Annotated in this window: 19 protein-coding genes and 1 pseudogene; 13 read left to right on the plus strand and 7 right to left on the minus strand. The window is 70.4% G+C overall.

From position 1 onward, the window contains the following. The first annotated feature begins 157 nt into the window (after window positions 1–157). The gene (locus ABGB18_RS01935; protein ID WP_347693526.1) at window positions 158–1,087 is read left to right on the plus strand and encodes a MurR/RpiR family transcriptional regulator; all 930 of its coding nucleotides are present in this window, start codon (window positions 158–160) and stop codon (window positions 1,085–1,087) included. 130 nt (window positions 1,088–1,217) lie between these two features. Here ABGB18_RS01935 and ABGB18_RS01940 read toward each other — a convergent pair whose 3' ends face one another. The 5 genes and pseudogenes from ABGB18_RS01940 to ABGB18_RS01960 form a co-directional block, all read right to left on the minus strand. Then, window positions 1,218–1,478, minus strand: coding sequence for a hypothetical protein (locus ABGB18_RS01940; protein ID WP_347693527.1), 261 nt, complete (start codon window positions 1,476–1,478; stop codon window positions 1,218–1,220). A gap of 307 nt (window positions 1,479–1,785) precedes the next feature. After that, the gene (locus tag ABGB18_RS01945) at window positions 1,786–2,442 is read right to left on the minus strand and encodes a TetR/AcrR family transcriptional regulator (protein ID WP_347693528.1); all 657 of its coding nucleotides are present in this window, start codon (window positions 2,440–2,442) and stop codon (window positions 1,786–1,788) included. A 305-nt stretch (window positions 2,443–2,747) separates the two neighbouring features. After that, window positions 2,748–3,557, minus strand: coding sequence for a molybdate ABC transporter substrate-binding protein (gene modA, locus ABGB18_RS01950; protein WP_347693529.1), 810 nt, complete (start codon window positions 3,555–3,557; stop codon window positions 2,748–2,750). Between the two features lie 10 nt (window positions 3,558–3,567). Continuing rightward, a pseudogene (locus tag ABGB18_RS01955) lies at window positions 3,568–3,980 on the minus strand (helix-turn-helix domain-containing protein). 158 nt (window positions 3,981–4,138) lie between these two features. After that, window positions 4,139–4,993 (minus strand): hypothetical protein, encoded by an 855-nt coding sequence (locus ABGB18_RS01960; protein WP_347693530.1) that lies wholly within the window; start codon window positions 4,991–4,993, stop codon window positions 4,139–4,141. 241 nt (window positions 4,994–5,234) lie between these two features. On the opposite strand from ABGB18_RS01960, the gene ABGB18_RS01965 reads away from it, so the two are divergent. Next, window positions 5,235–5,966, plus strand: a complete 732-nt coding sequence (locus ABGB18_RS01965) for a GntR family transcriptional regulator (RefSeq protein WP_347693531.1) — start codon at window positions 5,235–5,237, stop codon at window positions 5,964–5,966. Window positions 5,967–6,192: 226 nt separating this feature from the next. Here ABGB18_RS01965 and ABGB18_RS01970 read toward each other — a convergent pair whose 3' ends face one another. Continuing rightward, window positions 6,193–7,305 (minus strand): hypothetical protein, encoded by a 1,113-nt coding sequence (locus ABGB18_RS01970; RefSeq protein WP_347693532.1) that lies wholly within the window; start codon window positions 7,303–7,305, stop codon window positions 6,193–6,195. A 127-nt stretch (window positions 7,306–7,432) separates the two neighbouring features. Here ABGB18_RS01970 and ABGB18_RS01975 point away from each other — a divergent pair, with 127 nt between their 5' ends. Further along, window positions 7,433–8,413, plus strand: coding sequence for a LuxR C-terminal-related transcriptional regulator (locus tag ABGB18_RS01975; RefSeq protein ID WP_347693533.1), 981 nt, complete (start codon window positions 7,433–7,435; stop codon window positions 8,411–8,413). A 294-nt stretch (window positions 8,414–8,707) separates the two neighbouring features. Here ABGB18_RS01975 and ABGB18_RS01980 read toward each other — a convergent pair whose 3' ends face one another. After that, window positions 8,708–9,610: a TIGR03620 family F420-dependent LLM class oxidoreductase gene (locus ABGB18_RS01980; protein ID WP_347693534.1), complete on the minus strand. Its 903-nt coding sequence runs from the start codon at window positions 9,608–9,610 to the stop codon at window positions 8,708–8,710. A gap of 107 nt (window positions 9,611–9,717) precedes the next feature. Here ABGB18_RS01980 and ABGB18_RS01985 point away from each other — a divergent pair, with 107 nt between their 5' ends. The 10 genes from ABGB18_RS01985 (at window position 9,718) to ABGB18_RS02030 (ending at window position 21,596) form a co-directional block, all read left to right on the plus strand. Continuing rightward, complete coding sequence (locus ABGB18_RS01985; protein ID WP_347693535.1) at window positions 9,718–10,401, plus strand: helix-turn-helix domain-containing protein; 684 nt, start codon at window positions 9,718–9,720, stop codon at window positions 10,399–10,401. Between the two features lie 155 nt (window positions 10,402–10,556). After that, window positions 10,557–11,534, plus strand: a complete 978-nt coding sequence (locus tag ABGB18_RS01990; RefSeq protein ID WP_347693536.1) for a nitroreductase family protein — start codon at window positions 10,557–10,559, stop codon at window positions 11,532–11,534. A 608-nt stretch (window positions 11,535–12,142) separates the two neighbouring features. Further along, window positions 12,143–13,999 carry an endo-1,4-beta-xylanase gene (locus ABGB18_RS01995; protein ID WP_347693537.1) on the plus strand — a complete coding sequence of 619 codons (1,857 nt, stop codon included), beginning with the start codon at window positions 12,143–12,145 and terminating at the stop codon, window positions 13,997–13,999. Window positions 14,000–15,094: 1,095 nt separating this feature from the next. Then, the gene (locus tag ABGB18_RS02000) at window positions 15,095–15,637 is read left to right on the plus strand and encodes a redoxin family protein (RefSeq protein ID WP_347693538.1); all 543 of its coding nucleotides are present in this window, start codon (window positions 15,095–15,097) and stop codon (window positions 15,635–15,637) included. A 118-nt stretch (window positions 15,638–15,755) separates the two neighbouring features. After that, window positions 15,756–15,959: a hypothetical protein gene (locus ABGB18_RS02005; protein ID WP_347693539.1), complete on the plus strand. Its 204-nt coding sequence runs from the start codon at window positions 15,756–15,758 to the stop codon at window positions 15,957–15,959. A 154-nt stretch (window positions 15,960–16,113) separates the two neighbouring features. Then, a complete protein-coding gene (locus ABGB18_RS02010) occupies window positions 16,114–16,656 on the plus strand; it encodes a MauE/DoxX family redox-associated membrane protein (protein ID WP_347693540.1) in 543 nt (180 codons plus the stop codon). A gap of 28 nt (window positions 16,657–16,684) precedes the next feature. Continuing rightward, complete coding sequence (locus ABGB18_RS02015) at window positions 16,685–17,260, plus strand: redoxin domain-containing protein (RefSeq protein ID WP_347693541.1); 576 nt, start codon at window positions 16,685–16,687, stop codon at window positions 17,258–17,260. Continuing rightward, window positions 17,257–19,191: an ABC transporter ATP-binding protein gene (locus tag ABGB18_RS02020; protein WP_347693542.1), complete on the plus strand. Its 1,935-nt coding sequence runs from the start codon at window positions 17,257–17,259 to the stop codon at window positions 19,189–19,191. Before ABGB18_RS02015 ends, ABGB18_RS02020 begins: the two co-directional genes overlap by 4 nt. Beyond that, window positions 19,188–19,646: a S26 family signal peptidase gene (locus ABGB18_RS02025; RefSeq protein ID WP_347693543.1), complete on the plus strand. Its 459-nt coding sequence runs from the start codon at window positions 19,188–19,190 to the stop codon at window positions 19,644–19,646. Before ABGB18_RS02020 ends, ABGB18_RS02025 begins: the two co-directional genes overlap by 4 nt. Window positions 19,647–20,399: 753 nt before the next feature. Beyond that, window positions 20,400–21,596: a hypothetical protein gene (locus tag ABGB18_RS02030; protein WP_347693544.1), complete on the plus strand. Its 1,197-nt coding sequence runs from the start codon at window positions 20,400–20,402 to the stop codon at window positions 21,594–21,596. Window positions 21,597–21,896 lie beyond the last annotated feature (300 nt).

Genomic DNA, 21,896 nt, shown 5'->3' on the forward strand with positions numbered 1-21,896 from the left:
CAGCAAAACAATTGTCAAGCAACATATAGTGCAGATTGGACACATTGCAATGGTCTTTGCAATTTAGGGAGATGATGACCGCGTACGATGTTCCCGGCCCGGGGGGACGCGATCGCGCTCGGGAGCGCATGCCCGGCTCGCCCAAGGAAGGGACCAGGTGACAGAGGACGACACGATCCGGCGGGACCCCCCGGCCGGCCCAGGCGGCACGGATGACACGGACGGTTTCGAGGACTGGTTGCGTGCGCGGCTGCCGGGGCGTGGGCTGCGCGGCAAGTCGGCCGCAGTGCTTCAACTCCTGCTCTCGCAGCCGCGCCGGGCCTCGTTCGGCTCAGCGGGGGAGCTGGCCCAGCTCGCCGGCGTCAACGTGGCCACCGTCACCCGCACGGCGCAGGCACTCGGCTTCGCCGGCTGGCCCGCGCTGCAGCAGGAGCTGCGCGCCCGCTACCTGTCCTCGCTCAGCGCCGGTCAGGTCGCCGCCGAGCACCGGGGGACCGGCTCACCCAGCTCCCGCTCACTGCGCCGCGACCTCGACAGCCTGGCGCTGCTCAACCGGCGCCTGGACGAGCGCGTGCTCCTCACGATCGCGGAGGCCGTCGCGCGGGCGCGCCGCACGGTGATCGTCGCCAGCGGGAGTTACGCGGCCGTCGGGCTGGCGCTCGCCCACAACGCCCGGCTGGCGGGCTATCCGGTGACGGCCGTGACGGGGGGAGAGGCGGACCTGTCGAACGCGGTGGCCGCGGTCGAGGCGGGCGACGTGCTGATCGCCATCAGCTTCTGGCGCCTGTACGAGAGCACGGTGCTGGCCGCCGACGAGGCCCGTTCGCGAGGGGCGCGCGTGTTCGCCGTGACGGACGTGGCCAGTCCGGCGCTGGCCGGCGCGGCGGAGGAGGTCGTGATGGTGCCGGCGGAGGGCGAGGCGTTCTTCCCGTCGTTGACCGCCGGCATCGCCGTCGCCCAGGCCCTGGTCACCCAGCTCGCCGCCGTGGACCCGGCCCGTACGGGCGCCTCGATCGAGGCGGCGGAGGCGATGTGGACCAAGTTCGGCCTCCTCCACCGCCGCCCCGCCTCCGGCGGCCGCCTCTGACCCTCGGCGGGGGCGGGTCGGCGGACGCGGGGGCGGCCAGTGCGCCGGCGGCCACGAGCGCCGCCGAGATGACGATCAAGCATCCGGCCGACGCGGCCTTGCTGGGCTTGCTGTCAGTGGGTCGCGGCCGTCAGACCCGGGCCGGAGTTCGGCGCAGCCGGCGGACGGAGTCCCAGATGGGGTTGAACCACATGACGACGTGGTGCTCGGACAGGCTGCCCTCGACCGGGGGCCGTGGGGTCCCTTCCTGCCGGCGGGCAGCCTCGCGGAGGCAGGCCGGACACGCGCCGCTGGTCATCACGCTCGGGTGACGCGGGCAACTGACCAGGGGCTTGGCGGGGCGGCCCGTGTCGTTCGGGTCGCCTCTGCCTCCGCCGGATCGGGTTACCATGATGAGTCCTCCCTGATGGGGCCCCGGAACGCGGTTTCTTTGCGGTGATCGGAGTTCTGGGTTTCGTCGTGTTGGGATGGGGCCCCGGGTGCGGGACCGATCCGGTCCCGCCCCCGGGAGGGCCCGCACCGGCCCGTTTCAGGCGCGGCCGTCCGGTTCCTGTCCTCCGGGTGCCGCGTCCGCCGGCCAAGACGATGTCGCTGCCGGCCGGCTCGTCCCAGGTGGTCGTGCCACACCTTTCCGGACTTCCCTATGAGGCCGGAGCGATCTACGGCCGGGGCCGGGCGAGGGTGGGATTCGCGTTCGGTCAGATCCTGCGCAGATCGTCGTCGCTGTCCTCGGCCACGCTCCCGCCGGCCTCGTGCGGCGCCAGGGACGAGGGTGAGGGGTGCCAGAACCGGTACGCGGTCGTCCGCGAGAGCGATGCCAGCAACTGGTCATCGGCCGGCTCGGAGGGCGGCCTGGTGAGCAGCCACAGGATGGTGCCGTACACCCACGTGGTCAGCGCCACCAGATCGGCCTGGCCGTAGTGGGCGCCGCTGGCCTGCAGGATCCCCTCGACGACCTTCTCCTGAGCCCGGCGGTTCTGCGCGATCAGCTCGCCCAGATCCGGCCGGCGGGTGGCCTCCAGGCTCAGCTCCAGCACCGCCAGGCAGCGCTCCCGGTTTGTGGTCAGGGCGGCCCGCAGCGTTTCGCACAAGGCGTCACTTAAGCCTTCCGGACCGGTGCGCACGTGGGAGATCGGCCAGCGCGCCTGGTATTCCTTCCAGCGCCGGGCGTTGATGCGCTCGGCCGCGGCCGTCAGCAGGGTCTCCCTGGAGGGGTAGTAGTTGGCGGTGGTGCCCGCCGGCAGGCCCGCCCGCTGATCCACGGCCCGGTGGGTCAGCCCCCGGCTCCCCTCGGAGGCCAGCACTTCGAGGGCGACGTCGCCCAGTTGATCCCGGCGCTCAGGGTTTTTCGGCATGTCCGCACCCCCTCGAAGATGGTCACCCTTGGCAAAACATCTGTTGTACAACTCGCATAGTACAACTTCTGTGGTCCAAAGGGCATCCCCCAGATGCGTTCGTACTTTGTCTGACCTGCGACAACGTGTCACGAGCCGGTCAGCGGTCCCGCCGGTCCTCGGTCCTGGAACCGGCCGGCGGCCCGGGCGATGCGCGGAGCGGTGCGATGGGATCGCCCCGGGGATCGCCCTGCCGGAGGATCGGCGGGGCCGCCACGTGGCGCCGCCGAGTCGAACTCTTGCGGAGCGGATCAGCTCATCCGGGATCAGGGAGACTCGAAGCCGGCCTTGGTCAGCACGTCCTTGCCCCGCTGCGACAGCACCAGATCCACGAACTGCTTGGCCGTGTCACCGGCGGGAGCCTCGGCCAGGGTGGCGATCGGGTAGTCGTTGATCGCCTGGTCCGCCTCCGGGAACGCGATGCCCCGCACCTTGCCGCCGGAGGCGATCACGTCGGTCTTGTAGACCAGCGCCGCGTCCACCTCGCCCAGCTCCACCTTGGTCAGTGTGGCTTTGACGTCCTGCTCCAGCGTGACCGGCTTGACCGCCAGCTTGGCCGCGTCCAGTGCCTTGACCGCCGCGACCCCGCACGGCACCTGCTCGGCGCAGAGCGCCACCTTCACCTTGGGATCGGTCAGATCCCTCAGCTCGTCCACCTTGGCCGGGTTGTCCGCGGGCACCGCGATCTGCAGCTTGTTCCGTACGAACGTGGTGGGCGCAGAAGCCGGCGACGCGTCGGTGACGGTCTTCATGGTGGCCGGGCTCGCGGCGGCGAAGACGTCGGCCGGCGCCCCCTGCGTGATCTGCTGGGCCAGCGTGGCGCTGGAGCCGAAGTTGAACCTCGCCGTCGTGCCCGGGTGAGTGGCCTCGAAGATCTTGCCGAGCTCGGTGAACGTCTCGGTCAGCGAAGCCGCCGCGAACACCGTCACCTCCCTGGCCTCGCCTCCGGCGGACGCCGAGGACGAAGCGGAGGTCGTGGACGTTGCGGGGTCGCCGGAGCCGCAGCCGGACGAACCCGCCAGCGCGAGCGCGACGGGCAGGGCGATCGCCCACCGGGATCTACGCCTGAACACCAAGGGGGGCTCCTCACAGGTAACTGGCCACGCGCTCGTGGCCGGGGATCTCCACGACGACGTTGGCGGACCTGATCACGGCGACCGCCGCCACCCCGACATCCAGGCCCGGCTCGTCGCGGCCTGGCGGCTCATCCGCGACACCACCCGGAACGGCTCCGCGGCGATCTCCACCTGCGCCATCACCACATCGCGGGTCACCTCGGTGGCAATGCCACGACATCGGTTACGCGCCGAGGAACGACCATCGCCGTCGCCCTTCTCGATCTGTGAACGGGTGAAAGCGGCCAGGTCGGCGCCGCTCACCCGCCGGTGGCCGTGCTCGTCCCGCTCGGCCCCGAGCCGGCCCGCGTCCACCCACCGGCGGACGGTGTCGGCGCTGATCCCGAGCGGAGCCGCGGCCTCGCTGATCCGAAACGTCGTCACAAGCCCTCACCCTACCTTCCGCACATTCGAGGATGAATGCCCGTATCCAGCCGTGGCAGCGGCATGATCTACGGCTCTGCGGTGGCATCCACGAGGTCGGAGCGAGCCTCCGCGAGCCTCGGGCGAGCCACGGTGCTCCTTGAGCGCTGTCCTGGTCGTCAGCGGGGCATTCGCGGGCGGGGCAGTGCGGGAGCGGCCACGTCCAGGCTGAGACGAGCGATGTTCGGGTTGTGACGTGAGCCGAGCATGCCCAGGCTTGTCACGAGAAGCCCGTCGTCGATGACGGCGATCGCGCTCGGGCCGTCGAGGCCGTCGGCCTGGGTCGCGAGGGTGGTCATGACCCCGTCCGGGGCGATGCGCAGCACGGTGTCGTGCGGATGGACGGCCAGATACAGCGTGCCCGAGCTGTCGAACGCGAAGTCGTCGGCGGGTATGCCGGTGTGGATCTGTTTCACCTCGCCTGGGCGTCCCTCGTCGAGGCCGATACGCAGGACGGTGCCCTGGGCCGTGTTGGTCGCCCACAGGGCGCCGTCCCAGAGCTTGAGCCCGTTCACGCCCGTGGACGACACCGGGTCGTCCGGCGACACCGGCGCCAAGTGCTCGTCGGCGAGCCAGAGCCGAAGCGTGTCGTCGCCGGGAGGACAGCAGAGGATCTCGCCGTTCACGGAGTCGGCCGCGAACAGCGTGCCGTCCTCGGCGAAGGTGATGCCGTTGAGCCCCGCCCGGGTTTCCGAGGCGGCGAATCGAACCCAACGACGCGGAGCCTCGCGCCGCCAGATTCCCGCCACGGTGCCGGTCGAGCTGCGCACGGCGGCATACAGCCGGCCCTCGGAGTCCGAGGCGAGGCCGACCACGATCGCGTCGGCCGGTCCCGAGACCACCCGTTCCGGCTCGCCGCTGGACGACCAGACGGTACCCGCCATCAGCAGGGTCGCACAGATCGTGCCGTCCGCGAGGACCACGATGTTCTCCGGCATCTCGCCGGCGCTGTGATCAAAGGCTTTGAGGATCATGAAATACGCCATCCACTCGTACGCGATCGCTGAAACGGGGCCGGGGAACCTGCTGACGGGGTCGGCGCGTGCTCATCGCGCCCATCGCAGGGGGCGCTCACGGTGCGGTGGACCCGGGATCGGCGGAGGTTCCTGCACATGAGCAGCATAGGCGCAAGATACCAATCTTATTCGTTGATATCTCAAATGCCTCCGCTGATATGCTGAGCGAGTGCCCGATATCCATCCCGTGGTCAGGGGAATGCCTCACATCCCCGCGCTGCTGCTGGCCGGCGAGGAAGAGCCCGGCCTCGACCGCACCAGCCAGGCCTACCGGGCGATCAAGCGCCAGATCATCGACCTGACCCTGCCGCCCGGCAGCAGCTTCAGCGAAGCGTCGTTCGCGCAGCGATGGGGCATCAGCAAGACGCCAGTGCGTGAGGCGCTCGCGCGGTTGAGGCGCGACGGGCTCGTGGAGGCGCTTCCGCGCGCGGGCTACGTCGTCAGCCCGATCACGCTCCAGGACACCGGCGATCTGTGTGCCTTGCGGACGCTGCTGTCCGGCGAGGCCGTCGCCGCCGCCGCGCGCCGAGGTGTCGAGGCGCCGGCGCTCGATCGGCTCGACGTGCTGTCCAAGGTGCCGCACGCGCTCGCGGCGGGCGAGGTGGGACAAGAGGCGTCGCTGCGGGCCGGGATCGAGTTCGAGGCCGTCATCGCCAACTCCAGCGGTAACGACCGTTTCGGCAAGGCGATCGTCGACGTGCTCGACGAGCTGGAGCGGGTCCTGCGGATGGCCGCGTTGATCGCTCCCGAGGCCGCGAGCCCGCCCGGGGAGCTGGAAGCCATCTTCGAGCGGCTGCGCGCCCGGGACGCGGACGGCGCCCACGAGGCCATGCGCGAGCGGTGCGAGCGCGTGCGTCGCGACGTGCTCCAGGCCCTGGCGAAGAGCGTCTCCGTCAGCAGGGCGCCCATCGAGATGCCGGCGCTCCGGTGACCGCCTGCCCACGCCCCTGGGCACACTGGGCGGTGCCGGCGGCGACATCGACGCCCGCCTCACGCATCGCCCGCGCGGAGGTCGCCATCATCCCAGACCACGCCCCACCTTGGCCGCCGACGGCCCGGCACATCTGCACCAGGCGACCGACTCCCGGGGACGAGGCCCCGGCCGGGAAACGTCCGCTCGTCACGTTCCCCGGCCGGGCCACGAAGGCGGCGTTCGCCTATCCTTCCTCGGCCACGCCCAGATACATCACCCTCGCGTTCGACGGGTTGAACGCGAAGGAGGTCACGCGGTCGTAGTCGTTGTGCCGGGTGGTGACCCGGTTGCGGCGGAAGTCGTACGTGTAGATGTCCGTGCCGGTCGCGGCCCACGCGGTGCCGAACTCGAAATAGAGCACCCCCGGGTCCTTCGGATGGGCGGCGAGCACCGGCCCGTTGCTGAGCGTGATCCCGTTGCCCTGGTCGACGACGGGGGTGAAGGTGCGGCCGCCGTCGGACGACCGGTAGATGTGCCGGCCGTCGGACGGCGCGCCCGCGTCCGACTCCGCCAGATTGAGGCCCATCACATACACGATGTTCGGCTTGGCGGGGGAGACCGTGGCGCTGAACACGTTGACCTTGGCGCCCTCCTCGCCCAGACCGGTGGACGTCTTCCACGTGCGACCGCCGTCGAAGGTGACGCGGGCGCCGTGGCCCGCCGCGCCCAGCACCACGTGGTCCAGGTTGTCCGGATCGAAGGCCGTGGTGTAGACCATCAGCAGGTCGTCCTGCGGCCAGGCGGGCACCCCGAGGGGCCGCCAGGTGCGCCCGCCGTCCCGTGAGTCGTACAACTGCCCGGACCCGTCGGCCGCGCGCAGGTGGTCACCGCGGCGCCGATCCGTTCCCAGACCGCGCAACCGGCCGGCCGGTGAGGTCAGCGGCGTGATCTCGCCGGGTGTGACCAGCGAGAGGTTGCCGTCGCGATCCCAGGCGTACGCCCGGCCGTCCCGCGCCGCGACGAGCTCGATGTACGAGCCGTTCACCTTGCCCACCGGAGTCCAGCTGCAACCGGCGTCACCCGAGGTCAACAGCAGATTGTTGGACAGGGCGAGTAACGTGTCGGGACGATCGAGGGTGACGAGCCCGCTGGTGTAAACGATCGGATGCAGCACCTCGCTGGTCGGTGTGATCGTCTTGCCCTCGTCCCGCGTGAACGTCACCGACCCGCCGCCGGTGACCGTCGTGCACCGCGGCTGGTGCCAGCCGCGGAAGCCGTCGTCCGCCGCGACGGCGGGCGTGGCGGCCGAGAGCACCGCGAGCGCGGTCGCCACCCCGAGGGTGAGCGCCTTTCTCAAAACTGCCTCCAAGACAGACAACAAGCGCAAATGATCTGTATCTGTCCTATCGGGGGCGGGATCGCCTACGCTAGCCCGAGGATTGGCAGATCTATGACATTGCACGAATCAGACACGGCAAAGGATCATGAAACCCGACGACAACGCGCTCTCGGCCGTCGGGGTCGACGCCGAGGACGAACGAATCTACCGGGACCTGCTACGCGGCCCGCGCGCCACCCTGCCCGAGCTCGCCGCGCGCACCGGGCGCAGCACGGTGGCCCTGCGCCGCGCGTTCAGCAGGCTGGAGGAGCTGGGGCTGGCCAGCCGCATGGCGGGCCGCCCGGTCAGGTACGTACCGACCCGGCCGGACGTCGCGGTGGCCGCCCTCATCTCCCGCCGCGAGGAGGGCTTGGCCCAGGCCCGCCTGGCCGCCCTGGCCATGCTCGCCGAGACGCCGCGAACCGAGAACCAGGCCCCCGAGGAACTGGTCGAGGTCGTCCAGGGCCAGGCGGCCGTGGCCCAGCGCTTCACCCAGCTCCAGCAGACCGCGACGGAAGAGCTCCTGGTCCTGGACCGCCCGCCCTACGCCCAGGACCCCACGCAGCAGAACGCCACCGAGCTGCAACGCCTGGCGCACGGCGTCCTGGTGCGCGGCATCTACGACGCCTCGGCCCTGGAGATCCCCGGCAAGCTACGCCTGGCCCAGGAGTCGGTCGCGGCCGGCGAACAGGCCCGGATCAGCTCCGAGGTTCCCATGAAACTGGCCATAGCGGACCGCAGAAGCGCGATCCTGCCCCTGAGCACCGCCGAGTCCGCGCACGCCGACAGCGCGGTCATCGTCCACTCCTCGACTCTGCTCGACGCGCTGGTCACCCTGTTCGAGGTCCTGTGGCGCTCGGCCCTCCCGTTCCCCGCCAAGTCCTCGGCCGCGGACCTGCCGGATCCGGAGTTGTTCACCCTCCTGGCGGCCGGCCTGAAGGACGAGACCGTGGCACGCCAACTGGGGGTGAGCCTGCGTACGATCCACCGCCGCGTCAGCGAGCTGATGGACCGGCTGGGCGCCCGCACCCGGTTCCAGGCGGGTCTGCTCGCCGCCCGCCGCGGCTGGACGGACCCTCGTCCCTGACAGCCAAGCCGAAAGGCGCCGGCTCCGCACCGGGCGGACCGCGAAGAACGGATCACGGCGGCGTCGTCGACCGGCGGATGGATCTTGTCCATGATCCAGCGCTTCACCCACTTGCCCTCCGCGCCGGACAAGGCGACGAGCCGGTCCGCCTCCAGGCCGGCGGTCCACACGACCGCGTCCGCCGCGACGAACGAACCGTCCGCCAGCACCGCGCAACTCAGCCCCCGCATACGTGACCAGGGCCGACGAGCGGCGAGGAGAGTCGCGGCGCCTGGCGTCGTCGGAAGGAAATGATCAGGAGCGGGCCGGGCGGAGCCGGGGCGCGAGACTTTCGAGCTGGTCGACGGCAGCGGTCAGACTGCCGGCGAGGGGGTGCAGCAGTACGTGGTCGGCGCCCGCGTCCAGGTGGTCGCGCAGGCGGCGGGCCACCGCGCCCTCCTCGCCCCAGGCCAGCGTGGCGTCGATGAGCCTGTCACTGCGGTCGTCGGCCAGGTCGGCGTCGCCGTAGCCGAGCCTGCGGTAGTTGGCGCTGTACGGGGTCTCCACGTTGCGCTGCCCGATGTTCAGGATGGCGCGCAACCGTGCCCTGGCCGTGTCGGCGTCGGAGTCGAGGACCAGGGCCTGGTGCGGGATCACCAGGGCGCCGGGCCCGAGCGACTTGCGGGCGATCTCGGTGTGCTCCACCGGCTGGAGGAAGGGGTGGACACCGTCGGCGCGCTCGGCGGCGAGCAGGTGCGCTTTGGGGCCGAGCGCGGCCAGCACCCGCGGGTAGCGGATGTCCGGCAGCAGGCGGGTGGCGGCCTCGTCCATGGCGTCGAGATACTCCCGGAGCCGGGTGATCGGGCGGTCCGCGGGCTGCCCGCCGAGACCGAGCACGAGCCGCCCCGGGTGGGCCTCGGCCAGCGTGGCCGCGGCGGCGTGCATCGTGGTGGGTACGCGGCTGCTGATGTTGGCGATGCCTGCCCCGGCGACCAGCCGCCTGGTCGCGCCCAGGACGACGGAGAGCTGGGCGAAGATCTCCCGGCCGCTCGCCGGTGCGCCCGCCGGCGGCTCTCCCGTCCACACCGACCCGTACCCCAGCCGCTCAACGCGCGCGAACTGCTCGCGTTGCACCGACACCGGCGTGTCGAGCAGCGTCATCGGCGCGATCCACACGCCGAAGGCGCCCAGCCTGTCACGCGTCTCCCGCAGGTCCATGGTCCTCACCTCTCGCCATGAAATTATTCGGAGGCATCCTCCGATTTCTCGGACGATAAGATACGGAGGCAGGCTCCGGTTGGCAAGGACACGGGAGGAGTACGCTCATGAACGGCGCGGCGAGTCCACGGCCGCTGCGGGCCGACGCCCGGCGCAACCGCGCCAGGCTGCTCGCCGAGGCGCACGCCGCCTTCGACCAGGACGGCGTCACCGCCTCGCTGGAGGACGTCGCCGCCCGCGCGGGGGTCGGCATCGGTACGCTCTACCGCCACTTCCCAACCCGAGAGGCCCTGCTGGAGGCGGTGTTGCGCGAGCGGTTCGACGCGCTCACCACCGAGGCCCGCGCCCTGCTGGGCCGTGGCCGCCCCCGCGACGCGCTCAAGGCATGGACGCGGCGCTTCGCGGCGGCCGGCTCCACCTACCGGGGCCTGACCGCCGCGCTGTCGGCCACGCTGCGGGACGAGACCTCCGCCCTGCACGCCTCGTGCGAGGCGATGCGCGCGGCGGGTGAGTCCCTGCTGGCCGATGCCCAGCGCAGCGGGGAGATCAGAGCCGATCTCGCCCCGGTCGAGCTGTTCACGCTGGTGTTCGGCGTGGCGTGGGCGCACGAGCAGGCCGCGGCGGCGCAGGCCGATGGCCTCGACCGCCTGCTCGACCTGCTCTTCGACGGCCTGTCCTGCGGTCAGGGGCCGGCGTTCCCCGCCCGGGCGGCGACCAGCGGGAAATCCGCGGCACCGGGAGCCGTCGAACGGGACGGTGACGAGAGTGCCGCCGGCCGTGAGCTGCGATGACGTACGAGCAACGGCGGAGCCCGACCCGGCAGTAGTCTCGAAACAGGGGTGGATTTCATGCCGACCCAGGTCAAGGACGTCATGGGGCCGGTCGCCATCGCCGTCGTCGGCGGCATCGCCCTTTCCTGGAGGCTCATTCGCTGGGGGTGGGAACGATGGACGTCCGGTCCGTGAAGCAGGCGCTCGACGCCGCGGTGGAGGCCGCTCGCTGGGCCCCCTCGGTGCACAACACCCAACCCTGGATCTTCAAGGTGACGGGAACGGAGATCGACCTGAAGGCCGACGTCGATCGGCAACTGCGGGTGAGTGACCCGAGCGGCCGGGAACTCGTCATCAGCTGCGGCGCCGCGTTGTTCACCATCCGTACGGTGATGCGGTGCCAGGGGTACGAGCCCGCCGTGCGGCTCCTGCCGGACCCGGATCGGCCGTCCCTGCTGGCGACCGTCAAAGCCGGGACGCCGATCGAGGCCGATGAGCAGATACGGGCCCTGGGCGGCGAAGTCGAACGGCGGCGAACGCATCGGGCGGGCTTCGCCGACGTGCCGGTGCCGGGACACCTCATCGAATCACTCGGGCGCAAGGCCGCCGCGGAGGGCGTGCGGCTGACACCCGTCGTCCATCCGGCGGCGGCAACGGTGGTCGCCGCGCTCACCCAGGCCGCACAGGGCGTGCAGAGCCAGGACCAGCGCTTCACCCTGGAACTGCTCCGCTGGTCCCGGGCGCCGGAGAGCACGCGCGAGGACGGTGTACCGGCCGGGGCCTACCCGCGACACGCGGCGCCGACCGACCCGCACTTCCCCCAGCGGGACTACTCCTGGCGGCACGCCTGGGGAGCCGAGGGCGGGCAAGGCCGGGCGCTGGGGGCGCTGGTCCTGCTCACCACCGATGGCGACGGTCGCGAGGAGTGGATCGCCGCCGGTCAGGCACTGCAGCATGTCCTGCTGTACGCCGCCGCGCACGGCGTCAGCGCCGCCTTCCACACCCAGGCGCTGGAGAAGCCCCACCTGCGCGAGTTCCTTCGGGAGGAGCTCTGCGGTGGCGCGTACCCACAGGTGATCATGCGTCTGGGCGTGGCGGCCGATGACGTCAAGCGCGCTGCCCGCCGCCCGCTGTCCGAGGTCCTGGAGGAATGAACCGTTCCGGGCCGCCTCGCGCTCGTCTCGAGCCGTTGCTCACCGGGTCCCGATCCGCCGAGCCCTCCGGTGCCTGCGCGCCACCGCGGTGTCCTCCAGGTCGGCCCCGCCGACGCATTCATCGACGGCCAAATGATCAAGGGCCGGCTTTCGATCGGGAGAACCAGGCTGTCGTGCACGGAGCCTCGCGATGAAATTTCACGGCCATCGCCATCTGGCGAGCGGATGCCGAAAGTTTCAGCAGAGTATTTCTGCTGTATAAGCGCGTGATAGGCGCTTTGCTCAGTCTATGGGGGTCGAAACCTTTCTAAGCATTCTTGACATATTTCGGGGACGTTTCCACACTGAGTCCTCGAGGCGGCTTCCCTGCCGGGTCGGTGGACACGGCAGGGATCGCCGCCTTCCGACGCCCTGGTGGTCTGCATCCCATGCGGGATGCGGCTTCGTATCCGGCGGGGTGTGTCTCCGCGTAGGTTTCGTGATCCAGTAATGGAGGCCCAGGCATGCGTACAAACGCCTTACCCCCGCCCGGAAGCCGACGATCCTTCAGCAGCTTCCGCCGGGTTGTGGCCGCCGGCGTTCTCGGCTTGGTGGGCACGATCGCACCATTGACGTTGTCGGTTCCCGCCGATGCCGCGGAGACCACGCTCGGCGCGGCGGCCATGCAGAGCGGTCGGTACTACGGCGCCGCCATCTCCGCGGGCAAGCTCAACGAATCGGCGTACACCACGATCGCCAACCGCGAGTTCAACATGGTGACGGCCGAGAACGAGATGAAGATCGACGCCACCGAGCCGAACCGGGGCCAGTTCAGCTTCACCAACGGTGACCGGGTCTACAACTGGGCGGTGCAGAACGGCAAGCGGGTGCGCGGGCACACGCTGGCCTGGCACTCCCAGCAGCCCGGCTGGATGCAGTCGTTGTCCGGCAGCTCGCTGCGCCAGGCGATGATCGACCACATCAACGGCGTGATGGCCCACTACCGGGGCAAGATCTACGCCTGGGACGTGGTCAACGAGGCGTTCGCCGACGGCAACTCCGGCGGCCGGCGCGACTCCAACCTGCAGCGCACCGGCAACGACTGGATCGAGGTGGCCTTCGAAACCGCCCGTGCCGCCGATCCGGCCGCCAAGCTGTGCTACAACGACTACAACATCGAGAACTGGACGTGGGCCAAGACGCAGGGCGTCTACAACATGGTCCGCGACTTCAAGTCACGCGGCGTGCCGATCGACTGCGTCGGCCTGCAGGCCCACTTCAACAGCGGCAGCCCGTACAACAGCAACTTCCGCACGACCCTGCAGAGCTTCGCCGCCCTGGGGGTTGACGTGCAGATCACCGAACTGGACATTCAGGGCGCCTCGGCCACCACGTACGCCAACGTGACCAACGACTGCCTGGCCGTGCCCCGATGCGTCGGCATCACCGTGTGGGGCGTGCGCGACAGCGACTCCTGGCGCTCCGGCGACACCCCGCTGCTGTTCGACGGCAACGGCAACAAGAAGCCCGCCTACACCTCGGTCCTCAACGCCCTCAACAGCGTGAACCCGAACCCCGACACCACGCCGCCGAGCACGCCGGGCACCCCGGCCGCGTCGAATGTGACGTCCTCCGGTGCGACGTTGACGTGGACCGCGTCCACGGATTCGGGCGGCAGCGGTTTGGCGGGTTACAACGTGTACCGGGAGCAGGGCGCCACCGACCCGCTGCTGGGGCAGCCGGCGACCAACTCGATCACGTTGACCGGCCTGACCGCCAACACCCAGTATCAGGTGTACGTCCGGGCGCGTGACGGCGCCGGCAACCTGTCCGGCAACTCCCAGCTGGTCACCTTCACCACCCAGACGGGCGGCGGCACCGACACCACGCCGCCGAGCACGCCGGGCACCCCGGCCGCGTCGAATGTGACGTCCTCCGGTGCGACGTTGACGTGGACCGCGTCCACGGATTCGGGCGGCAGCGGTTTGGCGGGTTACAACGTGTACCGGGAGCAGGGCGCCACCGACCCGCTGCTGGGGCAGCCGGAGACCAACTCGATCACGTTGACCGGCCTGACCGCCAACACCCAGTATCAGGTGTACGTCCGGGCGCGTGACGGCGCCGGCAACCTGTCGGCCAACTCGGCGTCGGCGACCTTCACCACCACCGGCGGCAGCTCCGGCGGCTCCTGCGCCGTGACCGCGACCACGCAGACTCAGTGGCAGAACGGGTACGTCGTCGACCCGGTCCGGGTGACGGCGGGCAGCTCGGCGATCAGCGGCTGGACGGTGACCTTCACCCTGCCGGCCGGACACACCGTCACCGGCTCCTGGAACGCCCAGGTGACCATGAGCGGGCAGACCGTGACGGCCAGGAACGCGGGCCACAACGGCAACCTCGGCCCAGGCGCCAGCACCTCCTTCGGCTTCCAGGTCAGCCGTCCCAGCGGCAACACCTCGCTGCCGAGCGGATACACCTGCGCCTGACAGCCGTTCCTCCCCTGGCCCACCCACCCCTCACCGGGTGTGGTGGGCCATAGGCCTGTCCTGGACAGGCCCGGCGGCCTCCACGCTCGCCTCACCGAGCCCGCGGACGGGCTGCCCCCGATGCGTCCTCAGCCGCAGCGACGGCACCGATGAGGTCCTCCGTCAAAACGGAACGCCAGCCGGGGCGTCATCCATCTCGACGACAGGCAGGACGTTGCACCGCTGAAGGTCGGATCGAATGTCGGAAGTGTTCGGCGGGCCGATCAGCGAGTATCACGGAGCCGCCCAGACGCTTCGAAGGACGAGCAGTTCAAACTCTGTGCGATGGGCTTTGATGCGGCACAGGTGGGCTCGGCGGAGTCCGCTGAATGCCCACATGCCGCTTCAGCTGCTCTGATGGTGCCTTCGGCCGGCGCAGCCATCGACGTCCTCGCTCATCAGGTCGGTGGCGTGTGTCGCCGGCGGGCTGCGCGCGCAGCCCGCGGGCGACGAACCCGGAGAGGGTGCCCGGGGCGCCCGCCATGGCGGCGATCGCCAGGGAGTTCTCGCATGTGGTGATCATATGGAGGTTTTGTGCAGCCCGCTGCAATCTTTGCCCGTGAGGCGATCGCACCAGGAGAGCCGGGCTCACGAAACGAGGACAGCAGCTCCGTGTTTGTCGATTTCAAGGGAAAACTGGCGTCCTCAGCGAGACCGTGGCCACCTCGGGCGTGGCCTCCCCGGGCTCCGCATCCCATGAAGACCCTCCGCCTGCGCCGTCTGTCGACCGGGAATCCACCGATCGGTGTGCGCAGACGGCCTGGTTCGGACGATGTCGAGCGCTTGAAGCTTGTAGCGGCTCACTGCTCGCATACGGCCGATCCTTGCTGAAAGCCACTGGGACTCGCTGTGGACGGCTTGTTTCGGTTGGCCCCGGCCGCTCGGCTCCGGCTTATCCCGGAAAAGGCTGCCCGGACATTGCTGCCGGCAGTGCTGACCCTGGACGCTGAGCCAGCTAGCGGGCATTGGATGGATGACTCTCTTGACAACCTTTCAAGACTTTGACGATGCCCAGCCAGGGCCTGCACCGAGGTCGGTGGAGAAAGGACACACGTCGTGACATTCGCTGTTGTGGGGCTGGTGCTGGTCGGCGTCGTCAGCGTACTGAATCTGGTGGTTCTCCTGGTCGTGCTCCGCCGGTGGCGGGAGCTGGAGGCCACGGGCGGTGGCGCGCACGGGCATGGCTCCGACGTCCGGATCATGGATCGGATCCCGGGCTTCTCCGCCCGTGCCCTCGACGGCACCACGGTGACGGAGAGCACCCTGCTCGGTAAGGAGACCCTGGTCGGATTCTTCTCGCTCACCTGCAAGGCCTGCGTCGCGGCCGTGCCCGTCTTCGCCGGGCACGCTGAGCGGTTGCGGGCCGCCGGAGGGATCTCCCTGGCGATCGTCCACGGAGACGATTCGGCCGGCAGCGAGCTGGCCGCGATGCTCGGCGACGTGATGGACATCGTCGTCGCCGAAGGTGCGGAGGCCGAGCTGTCGAAGCGGTTTGGAGCCAGGCACTACCCGACCTATGCCTCGTACGGCCCCAACGGGGTGGTGATCACGGCGGGCGTGGGCGTCGCCGCCCTGCGGTCCGAACTGGTCGCCCTCTAGCGTGCCGAAGCGCATTTCCCCCCTTATGCCTGCGTGGGCGGCAGCCATCGCGTTCCGACTTTCTCGGTGGCTCGAGGCCCGTGTTGGAAACCGGATACACCAACCCTGAGGAGAGACCATGTTCCGATCCATGACCCGGCGTGTCACCCGTGCGGTCGAGGTGCTGCTTCCCAAGGCCACCGCCGACGCCGGCTGCCCCCCGGACCCGTACATGGAGTACAAGTACATCGACGGTGTGTGCTTCGGCCGGACCTGCTCGACCAGTGGCGACTGCAAGACCCACTGCGGCACCTGGTACAGCTACAGCGACAACTACTGCTGACGCCCGCCCCTTCTGGTCCTGCGTGACACCTGTTTGACGCGCGTGGCCGCCCTCGCCGAGGGCGGCCACGCGCGCCCCCGGTGCTCCCCGAATGCGCGTGGCCGCCTGAGTCAGGGCGGCGCCCGTTCGGGCCTTACTACTTCCAGGAGCCTGCGTGCTGTACATATCGTTCGCCTGCCGTCTGGCCCTCGTGGCGGTGATGGCGCTCGCGGCGGTGGCCAAGCTGCGCTCGCGGGGTGTCTTCGCCGCCTCCCTGGAGGGTTTCGACTTCGTCCCCGTGCGGCTGCGCCGCCCGCTGGCCGTGCTGGTCCCGGCCGCCGAGCTGCTCATCGCGCTGCTGCTGGCCGTGCCGGCCACCGTCACCGCCGGTTTCCTGGCCGCCGCGCTGTTCTGCTGCGGCCTGACGGTCGTGCCGATCCTCGTCGTGGCCCGCGGGAAGCAGGTGAAGTGTGCCTGCTTCGGCGCCGGTGAGGTGCCCATGGGCGGCTGGCACATCGCCCGCAACGCGGTGCTGCTGGCGGCTGCGGTCCTGGGCTCGTTCGTGACGATACGTCTTGGCGACGGGGTTCCCGCCCAGATACCGGGCATCGCGCTGGCCGTGGTCGCGGCCGGCGTGCTCACCACTGTGATCGTCTTCGTCGATGACATCGCCGCGCTCTTCGCCTCCCCGGTCGCGGCCGGGAAGTCCGGCCGGTGAGACGGCACCGGAGCCGGAAAGGACATTCGTGGAATACCTTGTCGCAGGACTCGTTCTGGTCGCTGTGGTCACCGCGCTGAACGTCGTGCTGACCGTGGCCGTGGTGCGCCGCTGGCGTGCCCGTCTGAGTGCCCCGCCGGCCGCCCTCCACCACAGCTCCGTCTCCTCCGGCAGGGACCCAGAGCTGGGCATCGCGCCCGGAGACCGGATGCCCGACTTCACCGCGGTCACCATCGACGGTATGACGGTCACCCGCGACGAACTGGCCGGCCGCCCGGCGCTGATCGCCTTCCTGTCGCTGGACTGCGCGGGCTGCGACGACAGCGTGCCCGAGTTCGCCGAACGCGCGCGCCGGGTGCGCGAGGCGGGAGGCCGGGTGCTGGCCACGGTGGTCGGCATCGACGCGGCCGGCAGCGAACTGGCCACCCGGCTCGCGGGCGTCGCGGATCATGTGGTGCCCGAGTTCCTCGACGCGCCGGTCGGTAACCTCTTTGGGGTCCGGTTCTACCCCGGATTCGCCCACTACGGTGCCGATGGGGTCGCCACCACCACCAGCGTCGGCCTGGAGAGGCTGGGCGAGCCCGCGCAGCCTTCGGCGTCGTGAGCGGCAACGGCACGGAGTGCGATGAGGAGCCCAGGGCTTCCGTCGTCCGCGGGATGACGGCGGCCTGCGCTCTCGCCTGGCAGGCCTGTCCCGGCATGCTGCTCCTCCAGTGCGTGATGGCGGTGATCGGTGGCGTGGCGCCGGTGGCCACCGCCTGGCTGACCAAGCTGGCGCTCGACGAGCTCGCCGGCCCCGGTCCCCGATTCGGAGCGCTGGTGTGGGTGGCGGCCGGGATCGGGGTCCTGGGCATCGCGATGGCCGCCACCTCGGCCGTCACCACCTATGCGCAGGGGCGCGCTCGGCGCGCGGTCGGCCTGCGCTCACAGGAGCGGCTGTTCGACGCGGTCAACCGGCTGAGCGGGCTGGCGCGCCTGGAGGAGCCGCGTTTCCACGACCGGTTGCGGCTGGCCCAGCAGTCCGCGGAGCTCGCCCCGGACCAGCTGGTGCAGATGGGCCTGTCCACGCTGCGGGGGACTCTGGGGATCGCCGGGTTCCTGGGCACCCTGCTGGCGATCAGCCCGGTCATGGCGGGCGCCGCGCTGGTGGCCGCCATCCCCGCGATGATCGCCCATCTGGTGCTGAGCCGGCGGCGGGCCGGGCTGATGTGGCGTACCAGCCCGGGTATGCGGCGTAAGTTCTTCTACCAGATGCTGCTGACGGATCTGCAGGCCGCCAAGGAAGTCCGCCTGTTCGGGCTGGGAGCGTTTCTGCACGGCCGGATGCTCACCGAACTGCGGGCGGTCAACGGGGCCGAGGATCGGCTGGAGCGGGGCGTGGTACGCGTTCAGGTGTGCCTGGCCGTCCTGGGGGCGCTGCTGTCAGCCGGGGGGTTGCTGTGGGCCGTGCACGCCGCGGCCACCAGGACGATCAGCATCGGCGACGTGTCGGTCTTCATCGCCTCCCTGGCCGGAGTCCAGTCCGGGCTCGGCGTCCTGGTGCAGGGCATCGCCCAGGGGCACCAGTCCGCTCTGGTCTTTCACCACTACCTGACGGTGGTCGGGGCCCGGGACGACCTGGCCGCACCCTCGCAGCCCCGCCGGCTCGCCCCGCTGGCCCACGCCATCGAACTGCGTGATGTGTGGTTCCGCTACGGCCAGGACTCCCCGTGGGTGCTGCGCGGGCTCAACCTGACCATCCCGTACGGCACCAGCCTGGCCGTGGTCGGGCTCAACGGCGCCGGCAAGAGCACCCTCGTCAAGCTGCTCTGCCGGTTCTACGACCCGCAGCGCGGCTCCGTCCTGTGGGACGGGACGGACATCCGCGACATTCCGGTGGCGCAACTGCGGCAGCGGATCGGGGCGGTGTTCCAGGACTACATGGACTACGACCTCACCGCCGCGGAGAACATCGGGCTCGGGGACCTGGAGGCGATCGACGACCAGGACCGGGTCCGGACCGCCGCCGAGCGCGCCGGTGTCCACGAGGCCGTCGAGCGGCTGCCGGCCGGCTACCAGACCATGCTGAGCAGGCTGTTCCACGCGGGGGACGAGGAGGACGAGGAGGAGGCCGCGCGGACCACCGGTGTCCACCTCTCCGGCGGGCAGTGGCAGCGCCTGGCGCTGGCCCGCGGGCTGATGCGTCAGGGCCGCGACCTGATGATCCTGGACGAGCCCAGCTCCGGCCTGGACGCGGTGGCCGAGCGGGCGGTCCACGACCGGCTGCGGGAGCTGCGCGCGGGCGCCACCAGCGTCCTGGTCTCCCACCGGCTCAGCGCCGTCCGCCGGGCCGATCGGATCGTCGTCGTGCGGGACGGCCGGGTCCTGGAGAGCGGCGACCACGCCTCCCTCACCGCGTCCCCGGACAGCCTCTATGCCCGGCTCTTCCGTACCCAGGCGGAGGGCTACCGGGAGGACCCCGCCTCCTCGGAGGGCGACGTCAGGCCGCTGAACGGGGAGGACGACACGGTGCCGACCACGGTGGCCGCCGGATGAGCCCGGTTCTGGGCTGGATCGGCGCGGCGGCGCTGCTGATCGGGGCCGCGCTGGCAGCCCGGCTGCTGCTGTCCACCGTCACCGTGCGCGGCGGCAGCATGACCCCGACCCTGCTTCACGGCGATGTGCTGCTGGTGCTGCGCCACCGCCGCCGGGCCCGGCCCGGCCGGATCGTGGTCGTCCAGCGGCCCGACCGGGACAAGGGGTGGCACGGTCCCGCCGGCCCCTCCCGAGCCGCCGGCTGGTACGTCAAACGGGTCGTCGCGGCGGCCGGAGACCCGGTCCCCCCTTGGGTGGCGGGCGACCGGCCTGACCGCGTGCCACCGGGCATGCTGGTGCTGCGTGGAGACCACCCCCGATCAGAGGACTCCAAACAGTGGGGCCTGTGCCCGGCGCACCGGATGTACGGAGTGGTGCTGATGCGGCTGCACACCGGGGGCGAGCCTGCCGCCTGATGATGGGTGGAGGCGTATCCGGTTACCCCAGCGACGATCCTGCGCCGGCATCGTAACCTCGGGGCGCCTGAACGGACCTTCACCGGCGAGGTGTTCCTCGATGCCGTTCTTCCGTCAGTGTCCGGTCGACAATGCACTGTCCGACGCAGATTCTCACAGGCTGCTTGACACGGTCGTGATCGATATTTACTGTCTCGGTGACAAACGGTGTGAAACGTTTTTATAAATAGTACGCGCGCTCGGTAGCGAAGCGCGGCTCCATCTCCCCACCCACCGTCATCGGGAGAGATCCATGCGTACCGGAAAAGCGCTGATGGCGTGCACCGCGGGGCCCCCGTGGCCGCGTTGATCGCCGGCGCCGCGGTGGCGGAGTCCGCCGCGACCTTCGGCGCACCGACGGGCCCTGACACTCCTAGGGCCCGCGTGACCAGCGGTTTCGTCGGTGACGAACACATCCCCCGCCTTGGCCACGACTGCGGCGAACCGTACTGACAGCCTGCTTGGACGCGACCCGGTGCCAGGACCAGGCGGCACCACCCGTGCATCAGCGTCGGCGACCGGCACGACCCCTCATCCGCTTCGGCGTCAGGCCGGTTGGCCGAGCGGCAGGGAGACGTGCTGAAACGTTCAAATCCAAGGAGCACGTCGTGACCGCTCATCCAGGCCCGCTCGCCGCTGGCGAACTGACTGCGGTCACGGTCACTACCGGCTCGGATCGCCCGAGCCCTTTGCCATCACCCCACGGAGGATCCCATGACAACAGTCACCACCACCGCGTTACGTCCGCCCACGGGACGTCGTCGTCGGCTCCCCCGGATCGTCGCCGCGCTCGCCGTCCTGATGGGCGGTGCCGGGGCCGGTGTCGTGCTCGGCACGCTCCCGGCGTCCGCACTGGCCTGCGGCGACGGCACCTTCCAGTCGCAGGTGACGCTCAGCGGTAGCACCTGGACCGCGCGGAACAGCGCCGGCGGCAGCGTCTACAGCGGCACCGATTTCCGGGCGGCGGTCCAGGCCGGCATCGGCAGCCTCACGTCCGGGCGCACCTCGATCCAGCGGGTCGTCGTGCGCGGCAACGGCACGATGAGCGCCGGCGCCCGGATCTCGCTGCCGAGCTACACCTCCCTGTCCGTCTGCGGCACGATCAACGTCACCGGCTCCGGCTCCGGCGACTACGCGCCCATCTACTCTCGCGGCACCACGAACATCGAGGTCCCGTACGTCAACGTCACCGGCACCCCGATCTACGGCATCTTCCTGCGCAACGTCACGAACGTCTGGCTCGGGCAGATCGACATGCGGCTCAGCGGGGGCCTCGGCGTGCGCATCGACAACCGCGGCGACACCAGCCAGTGGACCCGCAACGTACGGGTCGACAACGTCTACGTCCAAGGAGCCCGTTCGCACGCCATGGAGACCTACGGCGTCGACGGTCTCACCGTGGGCACCGTGACGGCACGCAACGTCGGCGAGTCCGGCCTGCTGCTCAACCAGACCATCAACGCGACGGTCGGCACCGTCGACGCCGACAACGCCGGCGCCGGCACCGGGTACGCGGCCTTCCGCATGGCCAACCGCAACGGCCGGGTCGGCAGCTCCTACCCGGACAACATCCGGGTGGGCACCGTCAAGGCGCGCGGCGGCGGCCGGGGCATCTTCTGCGTTTCGGAGAGCGGCGGCGTCACCATCGACCGGGTCGACATCGCCAATACCGGCAACAACTCGGTTCTGGTGGAGAACTGCTACAACGTCGTCATCGCCGGAGCGTCGGGCACGATCAGCGGTGGCGGCGAGGTCCGTATCTCGGCCCGTACGGAGTTCGCTCCGTCGTCGGGCATCAGGTTCCAGAACCTGACGGTCACCAACACCAACATCCGGTGGAGCCCCTGCACCGGCGGCAACAACACCGTCAGCAACGTGACCCGAGTCAACTCGACGCTGACCTGGTGCTGACTCAGCCGCGCCGGCGGTCAGCCGCCTGCGGCGGCTGCCGGCGCGAGGCCCTTCGCCGCTGAGCTGACGGCACCCAGCCCGAGAAGGAGCGTCGATGGCCGTCTCGGGCTGCGGAAAACCGCAGGTATGAGCGGGCGGGCACCCCATTCCGCGGGGCGAGTGACCCGGCCTGGCCTTCCTGGCCATGATCGGAACGTTGTTCGATGTCCCACGGCGGCGGCTGGCCGGGGCGGCGGCCGTGCTCACCCTGATGGCGGTGATCATGCTGTCCGCCATGACCGACAGCACCATGCAACCTCT

The sequence above is a fragment of the Nonomuraea sp. B12E4 genome, assembly GCF_039871825.1.
GTDB lineage: Bacteria > Actinomycetota > Actinomycetes > Streptosporangiales > Streptosporangiaceae > Nonomuraea.

Bases quoted from the DNA above. Each gene is read 5' to 3' on its own strand.
- ABGB18_RS01940 (WP_347693527.1), bottom strand. From the start codon at position 1,478: ATGGTAACCCGATCCGGCGGAGGCAGAGGCGACCCGAACGACACGGGC.
- ABGB18_RS01945 (WP_347693528.1), bottom strand. From the start codon at position 2,442: ATGCCGAAAAACCCTGAGCGCCGGGATCAACTGGGCGACGTCGCCCTC.
- ABGB18_RS01960 (WP_347693530.1), bottom strand. From the start codon at position 4,993: ATGATCCTCAAAGCCTTTGATCACAGCGCCGGCGAGATGCCGGAGAAC.
- ABGB18_RS01965 (WP_347693531.1), top strand. From the start codon at position 5,235: ATGCCTCACATCCCCGCGCTGCTGCTGGCCGGCGAGGAAGAGCCCGGC.
- ABGB18_RS01975 (WP_347693533.1), top strand. From the start codon at position 7,433: ATGAAACCCGACGACAACGCGCTCTCGGCCGTCGGGGTCGACGCCGAG.
- ABGB18_RS01980 (WP_347693534.1), bottom strand. From the start codon at position 9,610: ATGGACCTGCGGGAGACGCGTGACAGGCTGGGCGCCTTCGGCGTGTGG.
- ABGB18_RS01985 (WP_347693535.1), top strand. From the start codon at position 9,718: ATGAACGGCGCGGCGAGTCCACGGCCGCTGCGGGCCGACGCCCGGCGC.
- ABGB18_RS01990 (WP_347693536.1), top strand. From the start codon at position 10,557: ATGGACGTCCGGTCCGTGAAGCAGGCGCTCGACGCCGCGGTGGAGGCC.
- ABGB18_RS02005 (WP_347693539.1), top strand. From the start codon at position 15,756: ATGTTCCGATCCATGACCCGGCGTGTCACCCGTGCGGTCGAGGTGCTG.
- ABGB18_RS02025 (WP_347693543.1), top strand. From the start codon at position 19,188: ATGAGCCCGGTTCTGGGCTGGATCGGCGCGGCGGCGCTGCTGATCGGG.
- ABGB18_RS02030 (WP_347693544.1), top strand. From the start codon at position 20,400: ATGACAACAGTCACCACCACCGCGTTACGTCCGCCCACGGGACGTCGT.